Origin of the sequence: Devosia sp. RR2S18 (assembly GCF_030177755.1) — a bacterium.
In the GTDB taxonomy this organism is placed as follows: Bacteria; Pseudomonadota; Alphaproteobacteria; order Rhizobiales; family Devosiaceae; genus Devosia; species Devosia rhizosphaerae.
Genome location: NZ_CP126539.1, coordinates 3,280,996 through 3,301,213 on the forward strand (window position 1 = coordinate 3,280,996; position 20,218 = coordinate 3,301,213).

Annotated in this window: 24 protein-coding genes; 13 read left to right on the plus strand and 11 right to left on the minus strand. The window is 63.4% G+C overall.

Features of this window, described 5'->3' with window-relative positions; translation table 11 throughout:
* Positions 1–2 precede the first annotated feature (2 nt).
* The 3 genes from QOV41_RS16125 to QOV41_RS16135 form a co-directional block, all read right to left on the minus strand.
* Entirely contained in the window at positions 3–1,700 is a 1,698-nt protein-coding gene (locus QOV41_RS16125) for an alpha/beta hydrolase (RefSeq protein WP_284577816.1), read from the minus strand.
* A gap of 59 nt (positions 1,701–1,759) precedes the next feature.
* On the minus strand, positions 1,760–2,410 hold the full coding sequence (locus tag QOV41_RS16130) for an exopolysaccharide biosynthesis protein (RefSeq protein ID WP_284577817.1): 651 nt from the start codon (positions 2,408–2,410) through the stop codon (positions 1,760–1,762).
* Positions 2,411–2,481: 71 nt separating this feature from the next.
* Positions 2,482–3,093, minus strand: a complete 612-nt coding sequence (locus QOV41_RS16135) for a biotin transporter BioY (protein WP_284577818.1) — start codon at positions 3,091–3,093, stop codon at positions 2,482–2,484.
* 95 nt (positions 3,094–3,188) lie between these two features.
* On the opposite strand from QOV41_RS16135, the gene QOV41_RS16140 reads away from it, so the two are divergent.
* Positions 3,189–4,097: an MBL fold metallo-hydrolase gene (locus QOV41_RS16140; RefSeq protein ID WP_284577819.1), complete on the plus strand. Its 909-nt coding sequence runs from the start codon at positions 3,189–3,191 to the stop codon at positions 4,095–4,097.
* Here QOV41_RS16140 and QOV41_RS16145 read toward each other — a convergent pair.
* Complete coding sequence (locus tag QOV41_RS16145; protein WP_284577820.1) at positions 4,094–4,885, minus strand: DUF1499 domain-containing protein; 792 nt, start codon at positions 4,883–4,885, stop codon at positions 4,094–4,096. The two genes, QOV41_RS16140 and QOV41_RS16145, sit on opposite strands and share 4 nt — an antisense overlap.
* A 113-nt stretch (positions 4,886–4,998) precedes the next feature.
* Positions 4,999–5,622 carry a pyridoxamine 5'-phosphate oxidase gene (pdxH, locus tag QOV41_RS16150; protein WP_284577821.1) on the minus strand — a complete coding sequence of 208 codons (624 nt, stop codon included), beginning with the start codon at positions 5,620–5,622 and terminating at the stop codon, positions 4,999–5,001.
* 123 nt (positions 5,623–5,745) lie between these two features.
* Here pdxH and QOV41_RS16155 point away from each other — a divergent pair, with 123 nt between their 5' ends.
* Complete coding sequence (locus QOV41_RS16155) at positions 5,746–6,699, plus strand: DnaJ C-terminal domain-containing protein (RefSeq protein WP_284577822.1); 954 nt, start codon at positions 5,746–5,748, stop codon at positions 6,697–6,699.
* Positions 6,700–6,717: 18 nt separating this feature from the next.
* Here the strand turns inward: QOV41_RS16155 and QOV41_RS16160 are convergent, their stop codons facing one another.
* On the minus strand, positions 6,718–7,668 hold the full coding sequence (locus QOV41_RS16160) for an L-threonylcarbamoyladenylate synthase (protein WP_284577823.1): 951 nt from the start codon (positions 7,666–7,668) through the stop codon (positions 6,718–6,720).
* A 78-nt stretch (positions 7,669–7,746) separates the two neighbouring features.
* Between QOV41_RS16160 and QOV41_RS16165 the strand changes: the two genes are divergently transcribed.
* Genes QOV41_RS16165 through QOV41_RS16180 form a run of 4 tightly spaced genes read left to right on the plus strand, consistent with a single transcriptional unit; the run spans position 7,747 to position 10,286 of the window.
* Positions 7,747–8,694, plus strand: coding sequence for a histone deacetylase family protein (locus QOV41_RS16165; RefSeq protein ID WP_284577824.1), 948 nt, complete (start codon positions 7,747–7,749; stop codon positions 8,692–8,694).
* Positions 8,695–8,704: 10 nt separating this feature from the next.
* On the plus strand, positions 8,705–8,947 hold the full coding sequence (locus tag QOV41_RS16170; RefSeq protein ID WP_284577825.1) for an exodeoxyribonuclease VII small subunit: 243 nt from the start codon (positions 8,705–8,707) through the stop codon (positions 8,945–8,947).
* A 5-nt stretch (positions 8,948–8,952) separates the two neighbouring features.
* Positions 8,953–9,549, plus strand: coding sequence for an SCO family protein (locus QOV41_RS16175; protein ID WP_284577826.1), 597 nt, complete (start codon positions 8,953–8,955; stop codon positions 9,547–9,549).
* Positions 9,546–10,286 carry a TlyA family RNA methyltransferase gene (locus QOV41_RS16180; protein ID WP_284577827.1) on the plus strand — a complete coding sequence of 247 codons (741 nt, stop codon included), beginning with the start codon at positions 9,546–9,548 and terminating at the stop codon, positions 10,284–10,286. Before QOV41_RS16175 ends, QOV41_RS16180 begins: the two co-directional genes overlap by 4 nt.
* A 133-nt stretch (positions 10,287–10,419) precedes the next feature.
* Here QOV41_RS16180 and aroC read toward each other — a convergent pair whose 3' ends face one another.
* Genes aroC through fabI form a run of 3 tightly spaced genes read right to left on the minus strand, consistent with a single transcriptional unit; the run spans position 10,420 to position 13,054 of the window.
* Entirely contained in the window at positions 10,420–11,535 is a 1,116-nt protein-coding gene (gene aroC, locus QOV41_RS16185) for a chorismate synthase (RefSeq protein ID WP_284577828.1), read from the minus strand.
* Between the two features lie 52 nt (positions 11,536–11,587).
* Entirely contained in the window at positions 11,588–12,220 is a 633-nt protein-coding gene (locus tag QOV41_RS16190) for a histidine phosphatase family protein (RefSeq protein ID WP_284577829.1), read from the minus strand.
* 24 nt (positions 12,221–12,244) lie between these two features.
* Positions 12,245–13,054, minus strand: coding sequence for an enoyl-ACP reductase FabI (gene fabI / locus QOV41_RS16195; RefSeq protein WP_284577830.1), 810 nt, complete (start codon positions 13,052–13,054; stop codon positions 12,245–12,247).
* A 104-nt stretch (positions 13,055–13,158) separates the two neighbouring features.
* Between fabI and QOV41_RS16200 the strand changes: the two genes are divergently transcribed.
* Positions 13,159–14,574, plus strand: a complete 1,416-nt coding sequence (locus QOV41_RS16200) for an FAD-binding oxidoreductase (RefSeq protein ID WP_284577831.1) — start codon at positions 13,159–13,161, stop codon at positions 14,572–14,574.
* Entirely contained in the window at positions 14,571–15,194 is a 624-nt protein-coding gene (locus QOV41_RS16205; RefSeq protein WP_284577832.1) for a hemerythrin domain-containing protein, read from the plus strand. The genes QOV41_RS16200 and QOV41_RS16205 overlap by 4 nt, the downstream gene beginning before the upstream one ends.
* A 58-nt stretch (positions 15,195–15,252) precedes the next feature.
* On the opposite strand, the gene QOV41_RS16210 is transcribed toward QOV41_RS16205, so the two are convergent.
* Complete coding sequence (locus tag QOV41_RS16210) at positions 15,253–15,990, minus strand: SOS response-associated peptidase (RefSeq protein WP_284577833.1); 738 nt, start codon at positions 15,988–15,990, stop codon at positions 15,253–15,255.
* A gap of 66 nt (positions 15,991–16,056) precedes the next feature.
* On the opposite strand from QOV41_RS16210, the gene QOV41_RS16215 reads away from it, so the two are divergent.
* The 3 genes from QOV41_RS16215 (at position 16,057) to QOV41_RS16225 (ending at position 17,228) form a co-directional block, all read left to right on the plus strand.
* Entirely contained in the window at positions 16,057–16,455 is a 399-nt protein-coding gene (locus tag QOV41_RS16215) for an NUDIX hydrolase (RefSeq protein WP_284577834.1), read from the plus strand.
* Positions 16,456–16,490: 35 nt separating this feature from the next.
* On the plus strand, positions 16,491–16,859 hold the full coding sequence (locus tag QOV41_RS16220; RefSeq protein WP_284577835.1) for a TIGR02301 family protein: 369 nt from the start codon (positions 16,491–16,493) through the stop codon (positions 16,857–16,859).
* Between the two features lie 90 nt (positions 16,860–16,949).
* A complete protein-coding gene (locus tag QOV41_RS16225) occupies positions 16,950–17,228 on the plus strand; it encodes a hypothetical protein (protein WP_284577836.1) in 279 nt (92 codons plus the stop codon).
* Positions 17,229–17,288: 60 nt separating this feature from the next.
* Here QOV41_RS16225 and QOV41_RS16230 read toward each other — a convergent pair whose 3' ends face one another.
* The gene (locus QOV41_RS16230) at positions 17,289–18,641 is read right to left on the minus strand and encodes a dihydroorotase (protein ID WP_284577837.1); all 1,353 of its coding nucleotides are present in this window, start codon (positions 18,639–18,641) and stop codon (positions 17,289–17,291) included.
* Between the two features lie 93 nt (positions 18,642–18,734).
* On the opposite strand from QOV41_RS16230, the gene ygfZ reads away from it, so the two are divergent.
* Together ygfZ and QOV41_RS16240 are read left to right on the plus strand one after the other, a co-directional pair.
* Complete coding sequence (ygfZ, locus tag QOV41_RS16235; RefSeq protein WP_284577838.1) at positions 18,735–19,565, plus strand: CAF17-like 4Fe-4S cluster assembly/insertion protein YgfZ; 831 nt, start codon at positions 18,735–18,737, stop codon at positions 19,563–19,565.
* Between the two features lie 40 nt (positions 19,566–19,605).
* Complete coding sequence (locus QOV41_RS16240) at positions 19,606–20,208, plus strand: HD family hydrolase (RefSeq protein ID WP_284577839.1); 603 nt, start codon at positions 19,606–19,608, stop codon at positions 20,206–20,208.
* Positions 20,209–20,218: the final 10 nt, after the last annotated feature.

A 20,218-nucleotide genomic window follows, 5' to 3' on the forward strand; every position in this document is an offset into this window, starting at 1 on the left:
CTCTATGGGATCGAGCGGAACCAACCGCCGCTCAGGCTGGTGAGATCGCCGTGGCGCGTAAGGCGCGTCCGCAGCATGTCGAGTTCGCTCTCGGTCCAGCCCGCCGGCGCGGTCACCGCAACCCAGCTATCGAGGTAATCCTGCGGCGCGTAGACATGGCCGAAGCCCACGGGCGAGGTTTGCGCCAGCACCATGTCGAGCAGCACCTGCATGAAGGTAACGACGGGGTACCACGACAGAAGCGGTGAAACGTCCCGGGCTCTGGGACCCTCGAGCCAGGCAGGCGGGCGATAGAGAATGCTCGGCTCGAAGAACACGACCGGGTCGCTGGCATATTGCAGATAGACGAGCCGCACCGGTCCCCAGCCCTGGTCGTAGTCTTCCAGCCCGCGATGCTGGTTGACGAAGCGAATGGCCGAACGGTCCTCGAACTGGGGGAGCCATTCGGGCGTGCCGGGCTCGCGGCTGCTGGTCGCCCAGCGCCAAACGTCGCTTTCAAAGGGCGGGCCGACCCAGAGCGCCCCCTGAAAGGGATCGGAGAGGATGGCGTAAGGGGAGACCGAGGCCTGCGAGGCGTAGGCGCCCAAGCTCAAGCCATGGAGGTAAAGCCTGGGGCGGCCGTCGCGGGGCAATTCGGTCCAGTGGCGATAGACCGTGCTGAACAGGGCTCGGGCGGTGTCGGTGCCGACCTCGGGTTCCGAGACCAGGGAGAGCCAGCTGGTGAGATAGGAATATTGCACCGCTACGCTGGCGACGTCTCCACCATGCAGCATTTCGAGCGTGTCGATGGCGGGCGGGTCAACCCAGCCGGTACCCACCGGCATGATCAGCACCAAAATCGATCGGTCGAACGCGCCGATCCGCTGCATTTCGGCCAATGCGAGCTGGGCACGCTCGTCAACGGTGTCGGCCGAACGCAACCCGACATAAACCCGCAACGGCATTACGGCAGGCTTGCCGGTGATCGCAGCGATCTCCTCGGCGCTGGGTCCCGACTCCACATAAGCCCGCGCTTCCTGGCCGATCGTGTCCCAGTCGATCAGGGAGGCGGCACTGCCCGATTGCAGCGGATGGAGCGGCGGGTCCTCGTACTGACCTGCCAGGGCATCCACCTCCGCGTAGAAGCGGTCGGCGGCGCTCAGCACGGAGCGGGCAAGCACGCCATTGATGAGGATGTTGGTGAGCACCCCCACAATGATGAGGCTTCCCACCAGAGCCACGCGCGGCGGGATGGCTTGTGCCAAGAACCGGGACACCGCCCGCACGCCAGCGGTGATGATCGTTCCCAAGATGATCAGGATAGCCGCCGGCCCAAGCGCAATTATGGTGACCCACACCGGCTGGTTGGACTCCACGGGGGGCAGCCCCATGATCTCGCGGACGGCGTTCTGCCAGCCGGTGGATTGCCAGAGAAAGACCAGCGCCACCAATGCCGCGGCCGCCAGACCGCCGATCAGCACGGCGCGCGACAGCCGCTTGTTGGGAAAGCCGAGGCCCATGAAACCCCAGAGCCACTCGATGAAAGCGCCGATGCCATAACCAGCCGCGAAGGCGACACCGCAGAGGATACCCTGCAAGACGAAATTGCGCGGGATCAGCGAGGGTGTCAGGGCGAGGGAGAAGAAGATTAGCCCCAGAAACACCCCGCCCATAGGTACGAGTTGGCGCAGACGCTCGAGGGTCGTGGGGTTAGGGCTCAAGGCAGGTATTCGCATTCCATTGCCGACCATCATGGCCAGAACGACAGCGCAGGCAAGGGCTAGAAGAAGCTGCCGGCGTTCATCGCCAGGGTCACAAGGGTAATGATGACAGCCAGGTCGATGATCACGCCAATCACGCCCACCACAAATCCCGCCCCCATCAGCGCTCCATCATGGTTGAGGCGCGACAGGCACATAATGGTCAGGCCCACATTGGGAATGGCATTCATAAATGGGATCGGCACCACCATGGGCAAGCACATCAGCATGATGATGATGCCAAGCGGCTTGGTGGATGCCTCGGCGGCGGCAAATTCTAGTCGGGGGCGGGAGACGCGCCCGAACTGACGCGAGAAATTTTTCAGGCGCTTGAGCGTGCGTTGCAACATTCGGCGCGGCACCCGTCGCTCGCCGATAAAGCGGGGCAACCGGATGGGCTGGCCCAGCACCATGGTCAGCGCCAGGACGAAGATGGTGATGGCGATAGTGCCGCCAAATCCGGGAGGCCCGGGCAACATGTTGAGCGCGCAGAAAAATAGGATCACCACCATGTGCGATTGGGTGCCCAGTTCCTCGATTAATTCCGCAAAGGTGAGACGTGGCTCGTCACCGGCGAGGTTTCGCGCCAGCACGTTGGAAATGCGGAAGAGGTGCCGGTCGAGCGGCGTGCGATTCATCGACCCAGCTATTCTGCCCTTGGACAGTGTCATTCCCTCCGTTCGGGCGCTCTAACGCAAAAGGCCGGTCAGTACGACCGGCCTTTTCGTTCTTCTGTCGCCGGTTAGCGGCGGGCGAAAAGGTTCCAGGCTCCGGTGACGGTCAGCGCCGCCAGGGCCATTTTAAGAAGATCCCAGACGATGAAGGGCTGCACGGCGCCGGCAAAGGCGGAGGCGACCACATTGTTCTGGTCAACCCAGCCGGCCTGTCCCGAAAGGGCCAGGAGCCAGGCAAAGCCGAAGCCATAGAGCACCACGCTACCCGCAAACATCACCGCAAACAGCATCGGCAGGCGGGCGGTGGCACCGCGGTCCGCAGCCCAGCCGATGATAGCGGCCATGGCGAGGAAGCCGAGCAGGAAGCCGCCCGTTGGGCCAGCAAGATAAAGCAGGCTGCCGCCGGTGGCGAAGACGGGTAGCCCGAGAGCACCCTGGGTCAGGTAAAGCGCAACGGTGGCAAGGCCAATCCGCAGGCCAAAGGCTGCTGCCAGCCCGGCAATGGCAAAGCTCTGCAGGGTCACCGGCACCGGCCAGACCGGCACGTTGATCTTTGCCGCAATCGTGATCAGCAGTGAGCCGAGCACCACCGTAGCAAGGCTCGCGCCCAGTTTGGCTGCATCACTCTTGGGCTGAACAAGGCCAAGGAGCGTGTTGGGCGTGGTCAAAGTCACAGCCATTTCATACCTTCCATACTTGCATCGACCCAAAGACGGCTTACGGCTGGCTCAAGGTCCGTTGCTTCGACTTCTAGTCTCTCGCCAAAGTGAGCGCAATGGCATCGCCCGCCCCTGCCCCCGTATTCGACACCGACTTTTATCCCCAGACGGGCACCGCAGTTGCGGTGCAGCCGGGACTGGTCCGCATCACCGCCCCCAATGCCAGCGCCTACACCTTCACGGGCACCAACAGCTTTCTTGTCGGGCACGAGAAGGTTGCCATCATCGACCCCGGCCCCGAGGACGCCAGCCATCTTGAGGCCCTTCGGCGAGCCATCGGCGGTCGGGAAGTCGCCAGCATCATTCTCACCCACACCCATCGCGATCACAGCGCCCTGGCCCGAACGGCCGCCGCCGCGTTCGATGCTCCGCTCTGGTTTGGTGGACCGCACAGGCTAGCGCGCCCACTGCAGCGATGGGAACGCAATCCGATCCATCGGTCAGGCGATTGGGGTCTCCGGCCGGACCGGACTCTTCACGATGGCGAGGCGATCATTGCCGGGGACATGGAGATCACTGTTCATGCAACGCCAGGACACTGCGCCAACCACCTGGCATTTGGCTGGGACGACATGCTGCTCAGCGGCGATCACGTGATGGGCTGGAACTCCACCCTGGTCTCGGTGCCCGATGGGTCCATGGCGGACTATTTCGCTTCGCTCGACAAAGTCATCGCCCTCCCCAACCGGCGCTATCATCCAGCCCATGGCGGACCAATCGGCGACGGACCCGCTCACGCCCGTGCTCTCAAGGCCCACCGGGAACGTCGCAATGCGCAGATCCTCCAAGCAGTCGAGCACGGCGCCCGCAGCATCGGCGCCGTGGTGAAGTCGATCTACCCTGCCCAATCCCTGCCCGTGCGCATGGCGGCCCGCATGACGATCGCGGCACATCTCGAATATCTGGGGGCGCTGGGGCTGTTACGTTTACGCCGTAGCCCCTTCGGGATGCGCATCGGCCGCTAGTCGGGTTCCGGCTCAGGCGGCAGGTCTGATTCAGGTGTGTCGCGCAGCAAGGTGGTGACCTGATCGTCGAGCGCCACCAAAAACTCTTCGATGCGCGTACCATTGCTCCCGAAATCATGTACCGCGTGCAGCGACACCGAGCGCATGTCCACCGTCGACTCGGTTGCGCTGCCTTCGACCCGCAGCACGGCCTCCTCACGCCAGCCCAGCATGGTCATGATCTGCGCGTTGATGCGTGCTGCATCCGGCTCCCCGGAAGGGCTGACCAGGCGTACGTCCCAACCGCGCTCGGCAATCATCTGCTCCACCAGAGCATAGGTCTGGGCCACACCCAGGGGATAGCGACGCGTTTCAACATTTGGGAAAACCTGCGCGCGCAAGGTTGCGGGCAGCACCTGTGGGGACGGCATGGCAACTGTGCCAGGCTCAAACACCAAAGGCATGATCCGGCGCTCTGCCGTGGCGATATCGGTCACGGGCGGATAGCGCATGGCCAGGCTGCCGAACCAGCCATAGGGCAATAGACATAAAAGGCCCAGAAACAGCCCACCAAGCGCCTTGCCCCACCCCAGATCACCCGAGCGCCAGATATGGACGAGGGCAATGAGGCCCCAAAGGACGGCGAGCGCCGCCACCGCTCCGGCAAGCAGGGCTGCTGGAATGAAGATGTCGCTGGTCATCAGACGCTGCCGGTGCAGCAAAACCGGGATGATCACCAACGGCACGGCCAGGCTGCCCAGCCGCTGCGCCCAAATGGCCCATTTCGAAGTCTTGATCAGAATGCGCAAACGGAGCCGTCGCCTGTTCTATTCGGGAGCCTTATCGGCCCGGAGGGAAGTGAGTAGTTGAGGTGACGTCAATAGGGGCAGAACGTTCCACTGGTATAGAACGGCTCCGCCGATCAAGGGTAGAGCCGGGTGCTCGTCCAGCCGTCACCCTCGCGGGTGAAGCGGACCCGGTCATGGAGGCGGAACTGGCCGTCCTTCCAGAACTCGATGCTGGTTGGCATCAACCGGAACCCCGACCAGTGCGGCGGGCGCAGGGCCTCGCCCTCCCTCACCGACTGGGTCAGCGCCTCCACTCGGTCCAGCAGCACCTGCTTGCTCTCGAGTGGCCGCGACTGCGCCGAAGCCGTTGACGCGATGCGGCTCCCGGGCGGGCGGCTGGAGAAATAGGCATCAGCCTCCTCGGGCCTCACCACTTCCACGGGCCCGCGCATGCGTACCTGCCGCCGCAGCGACTTCCAGTGCATCACCATCGCCGCTTTTGGGTGAGCCAGCAATTGGCGCCCTTTCTCGCTTTCGAAATTGGTGAAAAAGCAGAAGCCACGGGCATCGCGCGCATTGAGCAGCACCATGCGCACATCGGGCAGCCCCGCTTCGTCGACACTCGCCAGCGCCATGGCGTGAGGATCGTTCGGCTCGGCTTCTTTCGCCAGCGCAAACCATTCCTCGAACACGGCATAGGGGTCGAGGTCGGAACGATCTCCATCGTCGAACAGACGTTCGGTGAGGGTCTGCAGCATCGGGGATCACCCTTCCTTTGGTGGCTTTTGGTGCAAAACTGGACAAGGCGGGGGGGCGTCGCCATATAGGACGGGAAAACCGGGCGAAGCAACGCCCCTCACGATGAGAATCGATAGGACCAGATGCGCGATCCATATGCCGTGCTCGGGGTATCCCGTTCGGCCAGCGAAAAGGATATCAAGTCCGCCTACCGCAAGCTGGCTAAGAAGTATCACCCCGACCAGAACCCAGATGATCCCACCGCCCACGCGAAATTTGCGGAGGCGACCAATGCCTATGACCTGCTCAACGACAAGGCCAAGCGCGCCCAGTTTGATCGGGGCGAGATAGATGCCGACGGCAACCCCAAATTCGCCGGTTTTGGTGCTGGTGGGTTCGGTGGCGGTGCCGCCCATGGCGCCCGCTCGACGCAGGGCGGTTTTTCCGCCGAGGACATCCTCAAGGAGTTCATGAGCGGCTTTGGCGGGCAGCCGCGCGGCGGCGGTGGCCCCGGCCGAGGGCCGACCGGTGGGGGCCAATGGGACCCCTTCGCCGGGACTGCTACCGGAACGGGTGGACGCGGGAGCATGAAAGGCGACGACATCGTCGTCAACGCCACCATTTCGCTCGAAGACGCGCACAAGCGCGCTTCGATTCCCGTGCGCATGCCCTCGGGCAAGGTGCTCTCGGTCAAGCTCCCCGACAAGGTCGAGGAGGGCCAGCAGATCCGCCTCAAGGGCCAGGGATCGCCCAGCCCCTTTGGGGAAGATGGCGATGCCCTCGTCACCATTCGCTTCGAAAAGAACAAGCAGTTCCGCCGCGACGGTGCCGATCTGCGCACCGATGTGTCGATTACCCTCTATGAAGCGGTGCTCGGGGCCAAGGTACGCGTGCCGACGCTGGATGGTTCGGTGGAGCTCAACCTGCCGCCGGGCGTCGATACCAGCAAGGCGCTCCGCCTCAAGGGCAAGGGCCTTTATGGCAACGGTGATCTCTACGTAAACCTGCGCGTGGTGCTGCCCGCGGGCGGCGATCCGGACCTCGAGGCATTGGCCCGCTTCATGCGGGATCAAAAGCCCTACAGCGTCCGCGACTAGCTCATAGCGCCCCGCCTGTCAGGGCCGGGGCGCCGCTGCCCGCTCCAGCCGGTCGTTGATCGCCTCGCCCAACCCTTCTGCCGGAATGGGAGCGACGGCAATCGTCCGGGCCCCGTCGGCATCGAGTTCGTGCAGCATGGCAAAGAGGTTCTGCGCGGCCTCGCGCAGATCCGCGCTGGGCGAGAGATTGCGCATCGGCCCAGGGAATTTCGGCGTGGGCCCGAAGGCCAGATAAGCGTCGCCCGGCCCCGGCTCGGTCACGTTAAGCCGCACCAGCGCGGCGGGAGCGTAGTGGCTTACCAACATCCCTGGCGCCACGATTTCCCCATCCTTTTCGACCTGCTCGACCCGTACGCCGAGCGCCAGCTCCATGTCCTCGCGTGAAATTGCCCCGGCCCGCAACTGCACCAGCCGATCGCCCTCCACGCGGATGATGGTCGATTCCACCCCCGCCCGGCATGCCCCGCCATCGAGCACCGGCACGCGCCCACCAAAGCCCAGCCGCACCTGGTAGGCGGTGGTCGGCGAAAGCCGGCCGGACGGGTTGGCGGAGGGAGCGGCCAGTGGCTTGCCAACAGCCTCGATCAGCTCCAGCGCCAGCTTATGGTCAGGGATACGGAGCGCCACGGTGTCGAGGCCCGCCGTCGCCACATCGGGCAAGCCATTGTCGGGCCTAGCCGGGAGCACCAGTGTTAGTGGTCCGGGCCAAAGCTCGGCGACTTTTCGGGCCAGCGGCGAAAACACCGCCAGTCGCTCTGCCATCTCTACGCTGGCGCAGTGGATGATCAGTGGATTGAACCGCGGTCGCCCCTTGATCTCGTAGATCGCCAGAACCGCATCGGCATTGGTGGCATCGGCACCCAGCCCATAGACAGTCTCGGTGGGGAAGGCGCAAAGCCGCCCCGAGGCAATGATCTGGGCTGCTGCTGCAACTGTTTTCGGTTCATCTGGCGTTTGGGAAGCGTTCATGTTCATGGCAGTTGTTTGACAATGCCTGTTTGCGGCGTCAAGACGAAGCCAGCGACAGCCCGGAGATCAAGGTACACCGTGACCACGCTTCTCGTCAGCCAGCCGAACTTCGCCGATCACCACACGCCACCCGGCCATCCTGAACGACCCGAGCGGATCGAGGCCGTCGAGGAAGCGCTGGCGCGCCCGCGCTTTGACCGTCTGGTCCGCCGCAGCGCTCCTTCGGGAGACCTGATGCTGGCCGAACTGGTGCACGATTCCAGCTATTTGCAGAGGCTTCGCAATGCTCGGCCCGCCGAAGGCATGGGTCAGATCGACGGCGATACTTTCATTTGCCCCAAATCGCTGGACGTCGTGACGGCCGGCCTCGGGGGCGCGCTCGACGCCCTTGATGCGGTTCTCCTTGGCCAGGTCGACAACGCCTTTTGCGCCATTCGTCCGCCCGGTCACCATGCCGAACGCGCGGCGCCGATGGGCTTTTGCCTCATCAACACGATTGCCATCACCGCCCGCGAGGCGCAGCGCAAATATGGTGCGGAGCGCATCGCCATCATCGATTTCGACGTGCATCACGGCAATGGCACGCAGGATATCTTTGCGGACGATCCCACCGTCTTCTATGCCTCTACCCACCAGATGCCGCTTTTCCCCGGTACCGGCCATCCGCGCGAGACTGGCGCGGGCAACATCGTCAACGTCGCGCTCGAAAGCGGTACCGGCGGTGCCGAGATGCGGGATGCCTATCTCACCCGCATCATTCCGGCGACCATCGATTTCTCGCCAGACCTGATCCTGCTCTCGGCCGGCTTCGATGCCCACGAACGCGACCCTCTGGCGCAGCTCAATTGGCAGGCTGCCGACTATTCCTGGCTCACAGGGAAGTTGATAGATGTCGCTGACCGTTGCTGCGGCAACCGCATTGTCTCGCTGCTGGAAGGTGGGTATGACCTCAAGGGCTTGGCTGGCGGAGTTTCCCATCACGTCGCCATGCTGATGGATGGCGCAGTGGGGCGCCTCGACGAATAGGAATTCTGCAATGGCCGACAATGATGACGTCAAGACCTTGACCTTCGAAGCTGCACTGCAGCAACTCGAGGAAATCGTCGGCAAGCTGGAATCGGGTCGCGCACCGCTGGCTGAGTCGATCGCCATCTATGAGCGCGGCGAAGCGCTAAAGGCTCATTGCGAAACGCTGCTGCGGACTGCCGAGGCGCGGATCGAGAAGATCACGCTGTCGCGCGACGGCCGTGCCACCGGCACCGAACCGCTGGACGCCTGAGCTCCATGGCCGCCAAATCGCTGCGCACTTTCCGCATCGTGCTGTGGAGCCTGGTGGTGGTCGTGGCCGTTGCCGCCACCGCGTTGTACCTGTTTCGCCCGCCCGCGCGGCCCCTTGGTCTCACCGGGCAGGAATTTGCGCTTGCCTCGACGCAAGGCGGCACCTTCACGCAGGAAGATCTGCGTGGCGCGCCGAGCCTTGTCTTTTTCGGCTACACCTTCTGCCCCGACGTCTGCCCGACCACACTAGCCGAGACCACGGCCATCCGGCAGGAACTGGGCCTGACACCGGAGCAGTTGCGCATCATTTTTGTGACTGTCGATCCTGAGCGCGACACCCTCGATGTGGTCAAGAGCTATGTCGAAGGGTACGATCCTTCAGTCATTGGCCTCGTCGGTGATGCCGACCAGACCGAAGACGTCAAGGCCGCCTTCGGCGCCTTCTCGGAAAAGGCGGGCGAGCCGAATGACCCCTATTATCTGGTCAACCATACCGCTTCGACCTTCCTCATCGACGCCGACGGTTCCTTCGAGGGCACGATCGCCTATGAAGAAGCCCGCGACACGGCCGTTGCCAAGGTTCGTCGGTTGGTGGAGCGGTGAGCGACCGCATCCGACTCGATCTGGCGCTTGAGCAGCGTGGCCTTGTTCCCAGCCGAGCCCGGGCCCGTGACGCCATCCAGCGCGGCACGGTCACCATTAATGGTGCCCCTGCGATCAAGCCCAACCAGATGGTGGGCCACGCCGATAAAGTCGCGCTCAGCGACCCCGCTGCCAACTATGTATCGCGTGCAGCACTCAAGCTGATCGCGGGCCTGGACGCTCGCAATATTGAGGTTTCCGGCAAGATTTGTCTCGATGTCGGCGCCTCGACCGGCGGTTTTACGCAGGTCCTGATGGAGCGTGGCGCCCGCCGCATCTATGCGGTTGATGTCGGCCACGATCAATTGCACCAGCGGTTGCGCGGCAGTGATCGCATCGTCAGCATGGAAGGCGTCAACGCGCGGGATCTTACGGCAGAGGACATTCCCGAGCCGATCGACCTGGTGGTTTCCGACGTGAGCTTCGTCTCGGTGACCAAGGTGCTCGCCGCACCACTAGCTCTCTGCAGTTCTGCCGCCGAAGCAGTAATCCTGTTCAAGCCGCAATTCGAGGTCGGCCGCGAAAACGTGGGTAAGGGTGGTATCGTCACCGACCAAGCCGCGGTCGAGCGCGCCTTGGCCGAGGTCATCGCCTTTGTGGAGATACACGGATTTCAAAAACTTCTGTCCATCCCCTCCCCCATCAGCGGCGGTGACGGCAATCAGGAAACCGTCCTGGTGTTCGGGCGCGGCACCTAGCTACACTGCCAGTACCCCCACCTAACCTCCCCCTATCAGGGGGAGGGGGCGATCGGCGAGTTGGGTTTAGATGTCACCCCACCCAACACACGAGTCCTCCCCACTCAGGGGAAGGCCAGGAGGGAGGGTTCCCTCAGTTTCGCTCGAACCCCACGGCGCCCTCGCGCCCCGTCTGTCCGCGATGCCTGAGATAATGGTCTGCCAGTACGCACGCCATCATTGCCTCGCCAACCGGCACCGCGCGGATACCGACGCAGGGGTCATGCCGACCTTTGGTCACAATATCAGCATCCTCGTTCTGCGTGGTCACCGTCTGTCGCGAGGTGAGGATCGAGGAGGTCGGCTTGACCGCAAAGCGGCAGACAATCGGATCACCATTGGAGATGCCGCCGAGAATGCCGCCCGCCTGGTTGGATAGGAAGTAGGGCTTCCCTTCGCCTGCGCGCATCTGGTCGGCGTTTTCGCTGCCGGTTAGGCTTGCCGCTTCGAAGCCGGCTCCGATCTCCACGGCCTTAACCGCATTAATGCTCATCATCGCCGAGGCCAGATCAGCGCTCAGCTTGCTATAGATCGGAGCACCCCACCCGGCGGGCACGCCTTCCGCCACCACCTCGATCACCGCGCCAACGGAATTGCCGTCCTTGCGGATGCCGTCGAGATAGTCGGCCCACATCTCGGCGGCCGTGGGGTCCGCACAGAAGAAGGGGTTTTGGCCCACCTGGTCCCAATCAAAATTATCGTAGTCGATCTTGTGCGGGCCAATTTGCACAAGGCTAGCGCGCACCGTTACGCCCCCCAACACCTGCCGCGCCACAGCGCCCGCTGCGACACGCGCTGCCGTCTCGCGGGCGGAAGTCCGACCACCGCCGCGATAATCCCGGACGCCGTACTTCTGGTCGTAGGTATAATCAGCGTGGCCCGGACGGTACTTGTCACGAATGTCAGCATAGTCTTTGGAGCGCTGGTCGGTGTTCTCGATCAGTAGCGAGATCGGCGTTCCAGTTGTGCGGGGCCCATCGGTACGTTCATCCTCGAAGACGCCGGAGAGGATGATTACCTGATCTTCCTCGCGCCGCTGCGTGGTGAACTTGGACTGGCCCGGCTTGCGCCGATCCAGATCGCGCTGGATCATTTCGGGCGTCAGCAGCAGGCCTGGGGGGCAACCGTCCACCACGACGCCCAATGCGGGGCCGTGGCTCTCGCCCCAGGTGGTGAAGCGGAAGAGATGTCCGAAGGTATTGAACGACATGGTGCGGCCCCAATTACGCGGGTTTTCTAGGGGCCGCAGCCGGGCGGGTCAATCAGTCGATCTCTTCCCAGATGTTCTCTGCGGCATGCAGGGTCATGCCGCCGCCCATGAACCGCACCACCACGCCCTGCGGCGGTGGCCAGTTCAGCACCTCGGCGCGGGGCGTTCCCTCGATCAGGTGCCGCAGCACACGCAGCACCCCGCCATGAGCGACCACTACGGAATGATGCGTCAGCTCGCGGGCGAAATCGAGCAGACGCGCCGCCACGTCGTCATAGTTCTCTCCACCCTCGGGCCGAAAGCCCCAATAGCTCTCGTCCCGCTCGCCGGGTGCCCGCGCGTGCTCGCGATCGATCTCCGAATGGAGCCGACCTTCAAGCGTGCCGAAGGAGATTTCAATCAGCCGCCTATCCTTGATCACCGGCGGCAGTTCGACGTCGAAGGCCGCGCGCATCCGGTCCATGGTCTCGGAGGCCCGGCTGAGCGGCGAAGCGAACCAGTTGAGCGTGGTGGGATTGACGCCATCCTGCTCTAGCAACTGCCGCAGCAGGATGCCATTGGCATCCGCCTGCAACTGGCCGGTACGGTTGAGCGGAATATCGCGGCTGCCCTGATAGCGCTGCTCGCGATTCCAGTCGGTCTCGCCATGGCGGGCGAAGTAGAAGTCCGGCCAAGTCGTGGTCATATCTGGTCCGTTCGCTGTGCCCGCCTATTGGCCGGCTTGTGGTGCCGCATCGTCGAGCAGCTTCATGCCGACGACGTTGAAACCGGCATCAACGTAGTGGATTTCGCCGGTGACGCCACCCGCCAGATCGGACAGCAGGTATGTGGCCGCGCCACCCACATCGTCGATCGAGACGTTCTTGCGCAGCGCCGAATTGGCTTCCTGCCAATGGAGCATATCGCGCAGCCCGGCAATGCCCGAAGCCGCCAGCGTCTTGATCGCGCCCGCCGAAATGGCGTTGACGCGAATCCCCTGCTTGCCCAGATCCACCGCGAGGTAGCGCACCGATGCTTCCAGCGCTGCCTTGGCTACGCCCATCACATTGTAGTTCGGCACATATTTCGCCGCGCCGTAGTAAGTCAGCGTCAGCAGCGAACCACCTTCGCTCATCAGCTTTTCGGCGCGCTTGGCGACGGCGGTGAAGGAATAGACCGAGATGTTCATGGTCAGCGCGAAATTGTCGGCGCTGGTCTCGATATAGCGGCCTTCGAGCTCGTCCTTGTTGGAAAAGCCGATGGCGTGGACGAGGAAGTCGAGCTTGCCCCACTTCTCCTCGATCTGCCGGAAGGTTTCGTCCATGGCCGCATCGTTGGTGACGTCGCACTCGACCAGGAAATCGGACCCGACCTCGGCGGCCAGCGGCTCGACCCGGCGCTTGAGCGCTTCGCCCTGATAGGAGAACGCCATTTCGGCGCCTTGGGCGTGCAGCTGCTTGGCGATGCCCCAGGCGATGGAGCGATTGTTGGCGAGCCCCATGATCAGGCCGCGCTTGCCTGCCATCAATCCAGTGGTCATTCTTGTTATCCCTTGCTGGCAACGTTGGGCCGGTTGTGGCACATCCCACCAGTAACGGGCAAGTTCAGCGCCCGTTTCCTGCCTTCTTGAGGAGCGGTTTTCCCATGCCCCTTTTACCCGCCGATATCATCGCCCAGCTCACCAGTCTCCTCGGCGCCAATGCGGTGATCGGCGAGGGCGCGCAGATGGGCACCTATCTCAACGAGCCGCGCCGCCGCTTCCATACGCCCGCCGCGGCCATCGCCCTCCCAGGCTCGGTTGCCCAAGTGCAGGCGATCGCCCGCTGGGCCAATGAAAGCGGCGTCGGCCTCATTCCCCAGGGCGGCAATACGGGGCTGGTCGGCGCGCAGGTCCCGCTGCGGGGTGACGAGGTCATCGTCAGTCTCGCGCGGCTCGATGCCATCCGTAGCATCGACATCGCTGCGGGCACCATGACGGCCGAGGCCGGCGTGATCCTCGAAAACGCCCACCGTGCCGCCGAAGCGCAAGGCGCAATGTTCCCGCTGTGGCTGGCGTCGCAAGGCTCGGCCCGCGTGGGGGGCGTGCTCTCCTCCAATGCCGGCGGCGTCAACGTCTTGGCCTATGGCAATGCCCGCGAACTCACCATTGGCGTTGAAGCCGTGCTCGCCGACGGCCGGCTCTACCAGGGGCTCAATTCGCTCAAGAAGGACAATACTGGATACGATCTCAAGGATCTCTTGGTTGGCGCCGAAGGCACGCTGGGCATCATTACAGCGGCTACGCTCAAGATCTTCCCCAGGCCCGAGGATTACGAGACCACTCTGGTCAATATCGCGGGCCCGGAAGCCGCGCTCGAGCTCTTCCAGCTCCTGCGCGAGCGCCTTGGCGGCCGCCTCAACGCCTTCGAGATCATTCCGGACATCGGGCTCGAACTCCAGCTGCGCCACGGCATGCTCGATCGCGATCCCACCGCCGGCTCCTCGCCCTGGTACGCCCTAATCGAGATCACCCGGATGGCCGGCACCGCGCCGGGCGCCCTGCAAGCTGCGGTCGAAACCGGCTTCGAGCGCGAGCTGATCGCCAATGCCGTCTTTGCCGAATCGCTGGCCGATCGCACCCGCATGTGGTCCTTCCGCGAGCAGATGAGCGAGGTGCAGTCCAAGGAAGGCGCGTCCATCAAGCACGACGTATCCGTGCCCATCGCCGCCATTCCCCAGCTCATCGCCGAAGGCAGCGCCGCCGTCGAACGGCTTGTTCCCGGCATTCGGCCCGTCCCCTTCGGCCACATGGGCGATGGCAATATCCACTTCAACTTCAGCCAGCCGGTGGGTGCTGACGGCAAGACCTTCATGGCCGAGTGGGACGAGAAAGTGCACGAGGCAATCTATGAGGTCGTCCTGCGCCTGGGCGGCTCGGTATCGGCCGAACATGGGATCGGCCAGCTCAAGGTCGCCCTGCTGCGCCAGGTCAAGGACCCCGTTGCCCTCGAGATGATGGGGTCCATAAAGCGTGCACTCGACCCACGCGGCATCCTCAATCCGGGTAAGATGCTGGGTTGAGCCCAGTCACCTTTTTGTGCCGTCTTGATGCTGGCGGCACACTGGCCCATTTAGGCGCCATGCTTGACGATATCCAGTTTCTCGACGACGCCACCCGTCCGCAGCCGCCTCAACTTGAGGGCTTGACCGAAGCGCAGCGCGCGCCGGGACAGCACCTCAAGATGATCCACGATCATCTGCGCAGCAATATGGCCTCCTTAGGCAAGCTGATCGAGCGCGCCTCGGCCGGCACGGTCTCACCCGAAGAGATCTCCGCCGAAACTGGTGACCTCGCCATGGTCACCAATTACCGCCGCTTCGGCAATCTGTGCGGCCAGCACTGCATGATCGTGAACACCCACCATTCCATCGAGGATTATGCAATCTTCCCGGCCCTGGCCGAACAGGGCGAAGCCTTCAAGGCCATTGCCGACCGGCTGCGCGCCGAACATGTGGTGGTGCATGAATTGCTCGAGCGGCTCGTTGCCGCTCTCAACACCCTCGCCGCCGACCCGACCCGCGCCCATTTCGAAGACGCCAAGGGCGTCTATGAGGCGCTTGAGCGCGTGCTCCTCTCCCATCTCGGCTACGAGGAAGACGCCATGGGTGATGCGCTCGGCTATTTCGGCATCGGGGTGTAGCGGCTGCCGCTTCTGCTGCAGTTTCATCCGCTCCCACAGTCTCATCGGAGGTAAGTCTCTAAAACAAATCCATCTGCGCGCCGCCGCCCGCCACCTTCTTTCTCGGCTGCGGCGGCTCCGGCTTCTCCAGGGCCACCGGCTCGACCAAACCCGGATCATCATCTCGGGCTGAATTGACCCGCGTCGAGACCGGGTGGAACTTGAGCGCTCCATCTTCGAGCGGCAGGGCCAACTGGTTGGCGTGCCTGGCGCTGACGCTGCGCACATCGAGCCACTGCTCGATGGCATCGCCCTCCAGGATTGCCGGCATGCGGTCATGCACCTCCGAAAGCTGCTGGTTGGCCGGTACGGTGATTGTGGCGATGCTGTCGATCTCTTCGCCCTCAGGCCCCACCCAGGTGGCATAGAGGCCCGCCAGCGCCATGGGCCGGCCATCGGCATGGGTGATGTAATAGGGCTGTTTTTTCTTGTCGGGCCCGGTGTGCCATTCATAATAGCCACTCGCCGGGATGATGCAGCGACCATGCTTGAGCGCGTCGCGAAAGGCCGGCTTTTCGGCCATGGTCTCGACCCTTGCATTGACGAGCAAGGGGAACTCCCGCGGGTCCTTCACCCAACGTGGCACCAGCCCCCAGCGGGCGAAGTGCGCCTCCCGCCGAGCCGCTTCCTCCCAGATGGCGACGACCGGCTGAGTGGGCGCGATATTGTAGCGCGGCACCATCTCAAGCTGGTTGAGCAGCTTGAACAGTTCGGCCATCTGCTCGGGCGGAAGCGTGGACGCATAGCGGCCGCACATGGGCGTCTCCTTCGTTCTGGGCTAGAGGTAATGTGCCGCCAGCCGAATCGCAAACGGACCTTCCTCGTGACCGACATACCCAACGCTGCGAGCGTCGCGCTCATCCGCAATGACAAGGTGCTCCTGATTAAGCGCGCCTATGCGCCTTACCAGCATCTGTGGACTTTGCCCGGCGGCCGGGCTGAGCCCGGCGAAACCATTGAGGACTGCGCCGCGCGCGAGGTGGCCGAGGAGTTGAGCATTCAGGTGCGCAATTTGCGTCCCGTTCTGGTGCAGTCGCTGGGTCGCGATGCCGAATACCGGCTGGCCGTATTCGCCAGCTTTGACTTCTCGGGAACCATTCGGCCCTCTCACGAGATATCTGACCACAAATGGATGTCGCGCGATGCCCTTCCGGCGCTGCGCACCACCAGCCGCCTCGATGACGTCCTTGCGAAGGCCTTCGCAGTGCTGGGGCAAAGCTGATAGAGAGCCCTGGGGCACCGAAGCGGAAGAATAGTTTGCGACAGCTAAAGACCATCGCCATTGCCCTGGCCTTCTTGTGCAGCACGAGTGCAGCCTGGGCCATTGACCCGCCCTATCAGCGGCAAATGGAGCGTTTGGCCGAGATCATGGGCAGCCTGTATTTCCTCCAGCCCTTGTGTGAGAGCGCGGGACAGGACTGGCGGACCCAGATGGCCGAGTTGATCGACCTCGACGAACCCGATGACGATCGCCGACAGCGCCTCGCGGGCGCCTTCAACACCGGCTACACCGCCTATGCGCGGTTCCACCGCGCCTGCACCCCGTCGGCGCGTGAGGCCCTGACCCGCCTTTTGGCCGAGGCAGCGCAGACGGCGCGGGACATTCACACACGCTTTGCGGAATAACAGCCAGTCCGTTCAAAATGTCTATCGACTGTTAACCTTTGGGTCATTTCCCATGCCCCTCCAGTGTGTGGCCGTGTTACCCCATCGGTCATGTCTGCTACAAAAACCACGTTCCGGCCCTCCGCAGGGGCTACCTCCTTCGACCGCGATCATGGCGAGCGCCAGCTCGCGCTTGAATATCTCGCCGATGCCTGGAACGACGCGGAGGAAGACGGCGTCCAGACGGCAGCCCTGGCTCACGCCTCGCTCTTTGCCGCCCTTGCCACCTTTGTGAAAATGCATGGCGATGAAGCCACCGCCGAGCTCATGTCCATGCTGCCCGACCGCATCCGCTCGGGCGAATACAATCTCGACCGCGTACTGCAGTAAGCCGCCTAGACCTTCCTGCACCACCGGTGTCATTCCCGCGAAAGCGGGAACCCCTGTTCCCTACCGCGCCGGCAGCGCTTCGAGGAACCGCATCGGCTGCCCAACGGATGGGGTCACCAGTTCCCCCTGCCACATCACCGTCCGCCCGCGGACGATCGTGCCCACTGGCCAGCCCGTTACCGTCACCCCATCATAGGGCGTCCAGCCGGCACGGCTCTTGACCCAGTCATTGGTAATCGTCTCGCGTCGCTTGAGATCGACTATCGTGAAATCCGCATCGTACCCGACAGCAACCCGTCCCTTGCGCGCGATTCCGAACAGCCGGTTGGGGCCAGCACTGGTCATATCGACAAAGCGCTGCAGGCTCAGCCGACCTGCATTCACATGATCCAGCATGATCGGCACCAGCGTCTGAACGCCAGTCATCCCCGAATGCGAGGCCGGATAGGGATGGTCCTTTTCCTCGCGGGTATGCGGGGCATGGTCAGAGCCCAAGATGTCGGCGACGCCGCTGGCCACCCCGCCCCAGATTGCTTCGCGATGCGCCTTGTCACGGACCGGCGGGTTCATCTGGGCATAGGTGCCCAGCCGCTCATAGGCCGTTTCATCCAGCGTCAAATGATGCGGCGTCACCTCGACGCTCGCCACGTCCTTGTGGTCGGCGAGATAGGCGATCTCCTCACCTGTGGAGATATGAAGCACATGGATGCGCTTACCGGTCTTGCGGGCAAGCCCGACAAGGCGTTCGGTGCAGCTCAGTGCCACTTCCGGCGAGCGCCAGACCGGGTGGCTGGACGGGTCGCCCGGCACCCGCAAATCCTTTCGCTCCTCCAGCATGTATTCGTCTTCCGAATGAAAGGCGGCACGCCGGGAAATGGCGCGTAGGATGGCTTCCACGCCATTGTCATCCGCCACCAGCAGCGAGCCGGTGGATGAGCCCATGAAGACCTTGATCCCCGCGCAACCAGGCAGCCTCTCGAGTTCCGCCAACTCGCCGACATTCTCATGCGTACCGCCGATATAGAAGGCGAAGTCGCAATGCATGCGATTGGTGCCGGCCGCAATCTTGGCTTCGAAGGTCTCGCGGCTCGTCGTCAGCGGATTGGTGTTGGGCATCTCGAAGACCCCGGTCACACCGCCCATCACAGCCGACAATGAGCCCGACTCAAGGTCTTCCTTGTGCGTCAGGCCTGGCTCGCGGAAGTGCACCTGCGTATCGATGACCCCGGGCAGGATGTGGAGCCCCTTGCAGTCCACCACTTCAGCAGCGGCCGCTCCCACCGACCCAATGGCAGCGATCCGGCCATCGCGCACCGCGATATCAGCCAATCCCTCGCCGTCCTGGTTGACCACCGTGGCGTTCTTGAAAATCGTGTCGTACTGCGCCATGTTTCGGGTCCCGGCTCGGTTCACTGCGCCCGGTTCTAAAAGCTACTGGGCTTGCCTGTCCATCCCACCCTCCGGGTGATCCCCGCGACCGCGGGAACCTCTGTTTTGGAGTGCCTGATGGCCACCGTCCTGCGCGCTGACCGTGCTCTCTTCCGCTTTTCCGGTCCCGAAGCCCACCGACTCCTCAACGACGTGGTGACGGGCCATATTCCTGCGCGGGCGGATGAGATGGCTGTCTGGTGGGCCCTGCTGTCCCCGCAAGGCAAGATACTTGCAGAAGGGCTTGCTGGTTGGGCGGATGACGCCCTGTGGCTCGATGTGCATCAGTCGGTGGCCGATGATTTCTTCAAACGCATGAAGATGTATCGGTTGCGGGCCAAGGTCGACATCGCTGATTTGCGGGAGAGCCACTGTGTCGGCTTCTCACCCGATGCCGCGCCCGGCACGATTGCTCACAAGGATCGCCTGGGCCCGGTGCAACTGGGCTGGCGCGTTGTCGCGCCGGCTGAAGCCAGTGCAGGTTGGGTGCAGGACGACACCGCCTATCAGACAACACGCATCGCGGCTGGCATTGCCCACCAGGGCAATGACTTTCCCGCTAACGATACTTTCGCCCACGACATCGGCATGGATCTGGCTGACGGCATCGACTTCTCCAAAGGCTGCTATGTCGGCCAGGAGGTGGTCAGCCGCATGAAACATCGCGGCACCGCTCGCCGTCGGCCGGTGATCGTCTCAGGCGTCCAGGCGCCGAGCGGCACCGCACTTATCAGCGGTGGTCGGGAAGCTGGTACAATCGGCCAGGTCGTCGAGGGCCAGGCAATTGCCATCCTCCGTCTCGACCGCATCACCGATCCTGCTGCTGTTACCGTGTCCGATCAAGCTGTTACGCTCACGCTTCCTGCTTGGGCAACATACAAATTTGGCGAATCGGTAGCCGAAGAGTAGCGTCGCCGTACATCAGTCCGGGAACAGTTTTGGGGCACATATGGCGCGGCTCAGTGCACGTGCTTGGCAGCGCATGCTGTCTGGCCGTCGTCTCGATATTCTCGATCCCTCGCCCATGGACGTCGAGTTGTCCGACATTGCCCACGGGCTCGCGCGCGTGGCGCGCTGGAACGGCCAGACCCAGGGAGACTACCCCTTCTCGGTCGCCCAACACTCGGTTCTCGTGCTCGAACTCTTCCGGGCCCACCAGCCCGACAGCGACCCCATCTCGCAGCTTCAAGCGCTGCTCCACGACGCCCCGGAATACGTCATGGGCGACATCATCTCGCCGTTCAAGGCCGCCATGGGCGGCAACTACAAGGACGTCGAAAACCGTCTACTATCAGCTATTTACCTGAGGTTCTCCCTCCCAGCGGCACCCAGCGCCACCCTGTCTCGGCAGATCAAAAAGGCCGACCGGGAAGCGGCGTATTTCGAAGCCCTTCATCTGGCCGGCTTCGCCGAATCCGAAGCCCGCAAGTTCTTCGGCGAACCCAGCGTCCCAGCTTTTGACGTCGAGCAATTCGACCGTCTGATCCGCCCCTGGCCCACGCGTGAGGCTCATGACCGGTTCATCGCGAGCTTCGAAGCCATCGCAATTTGACAAGTTCCGT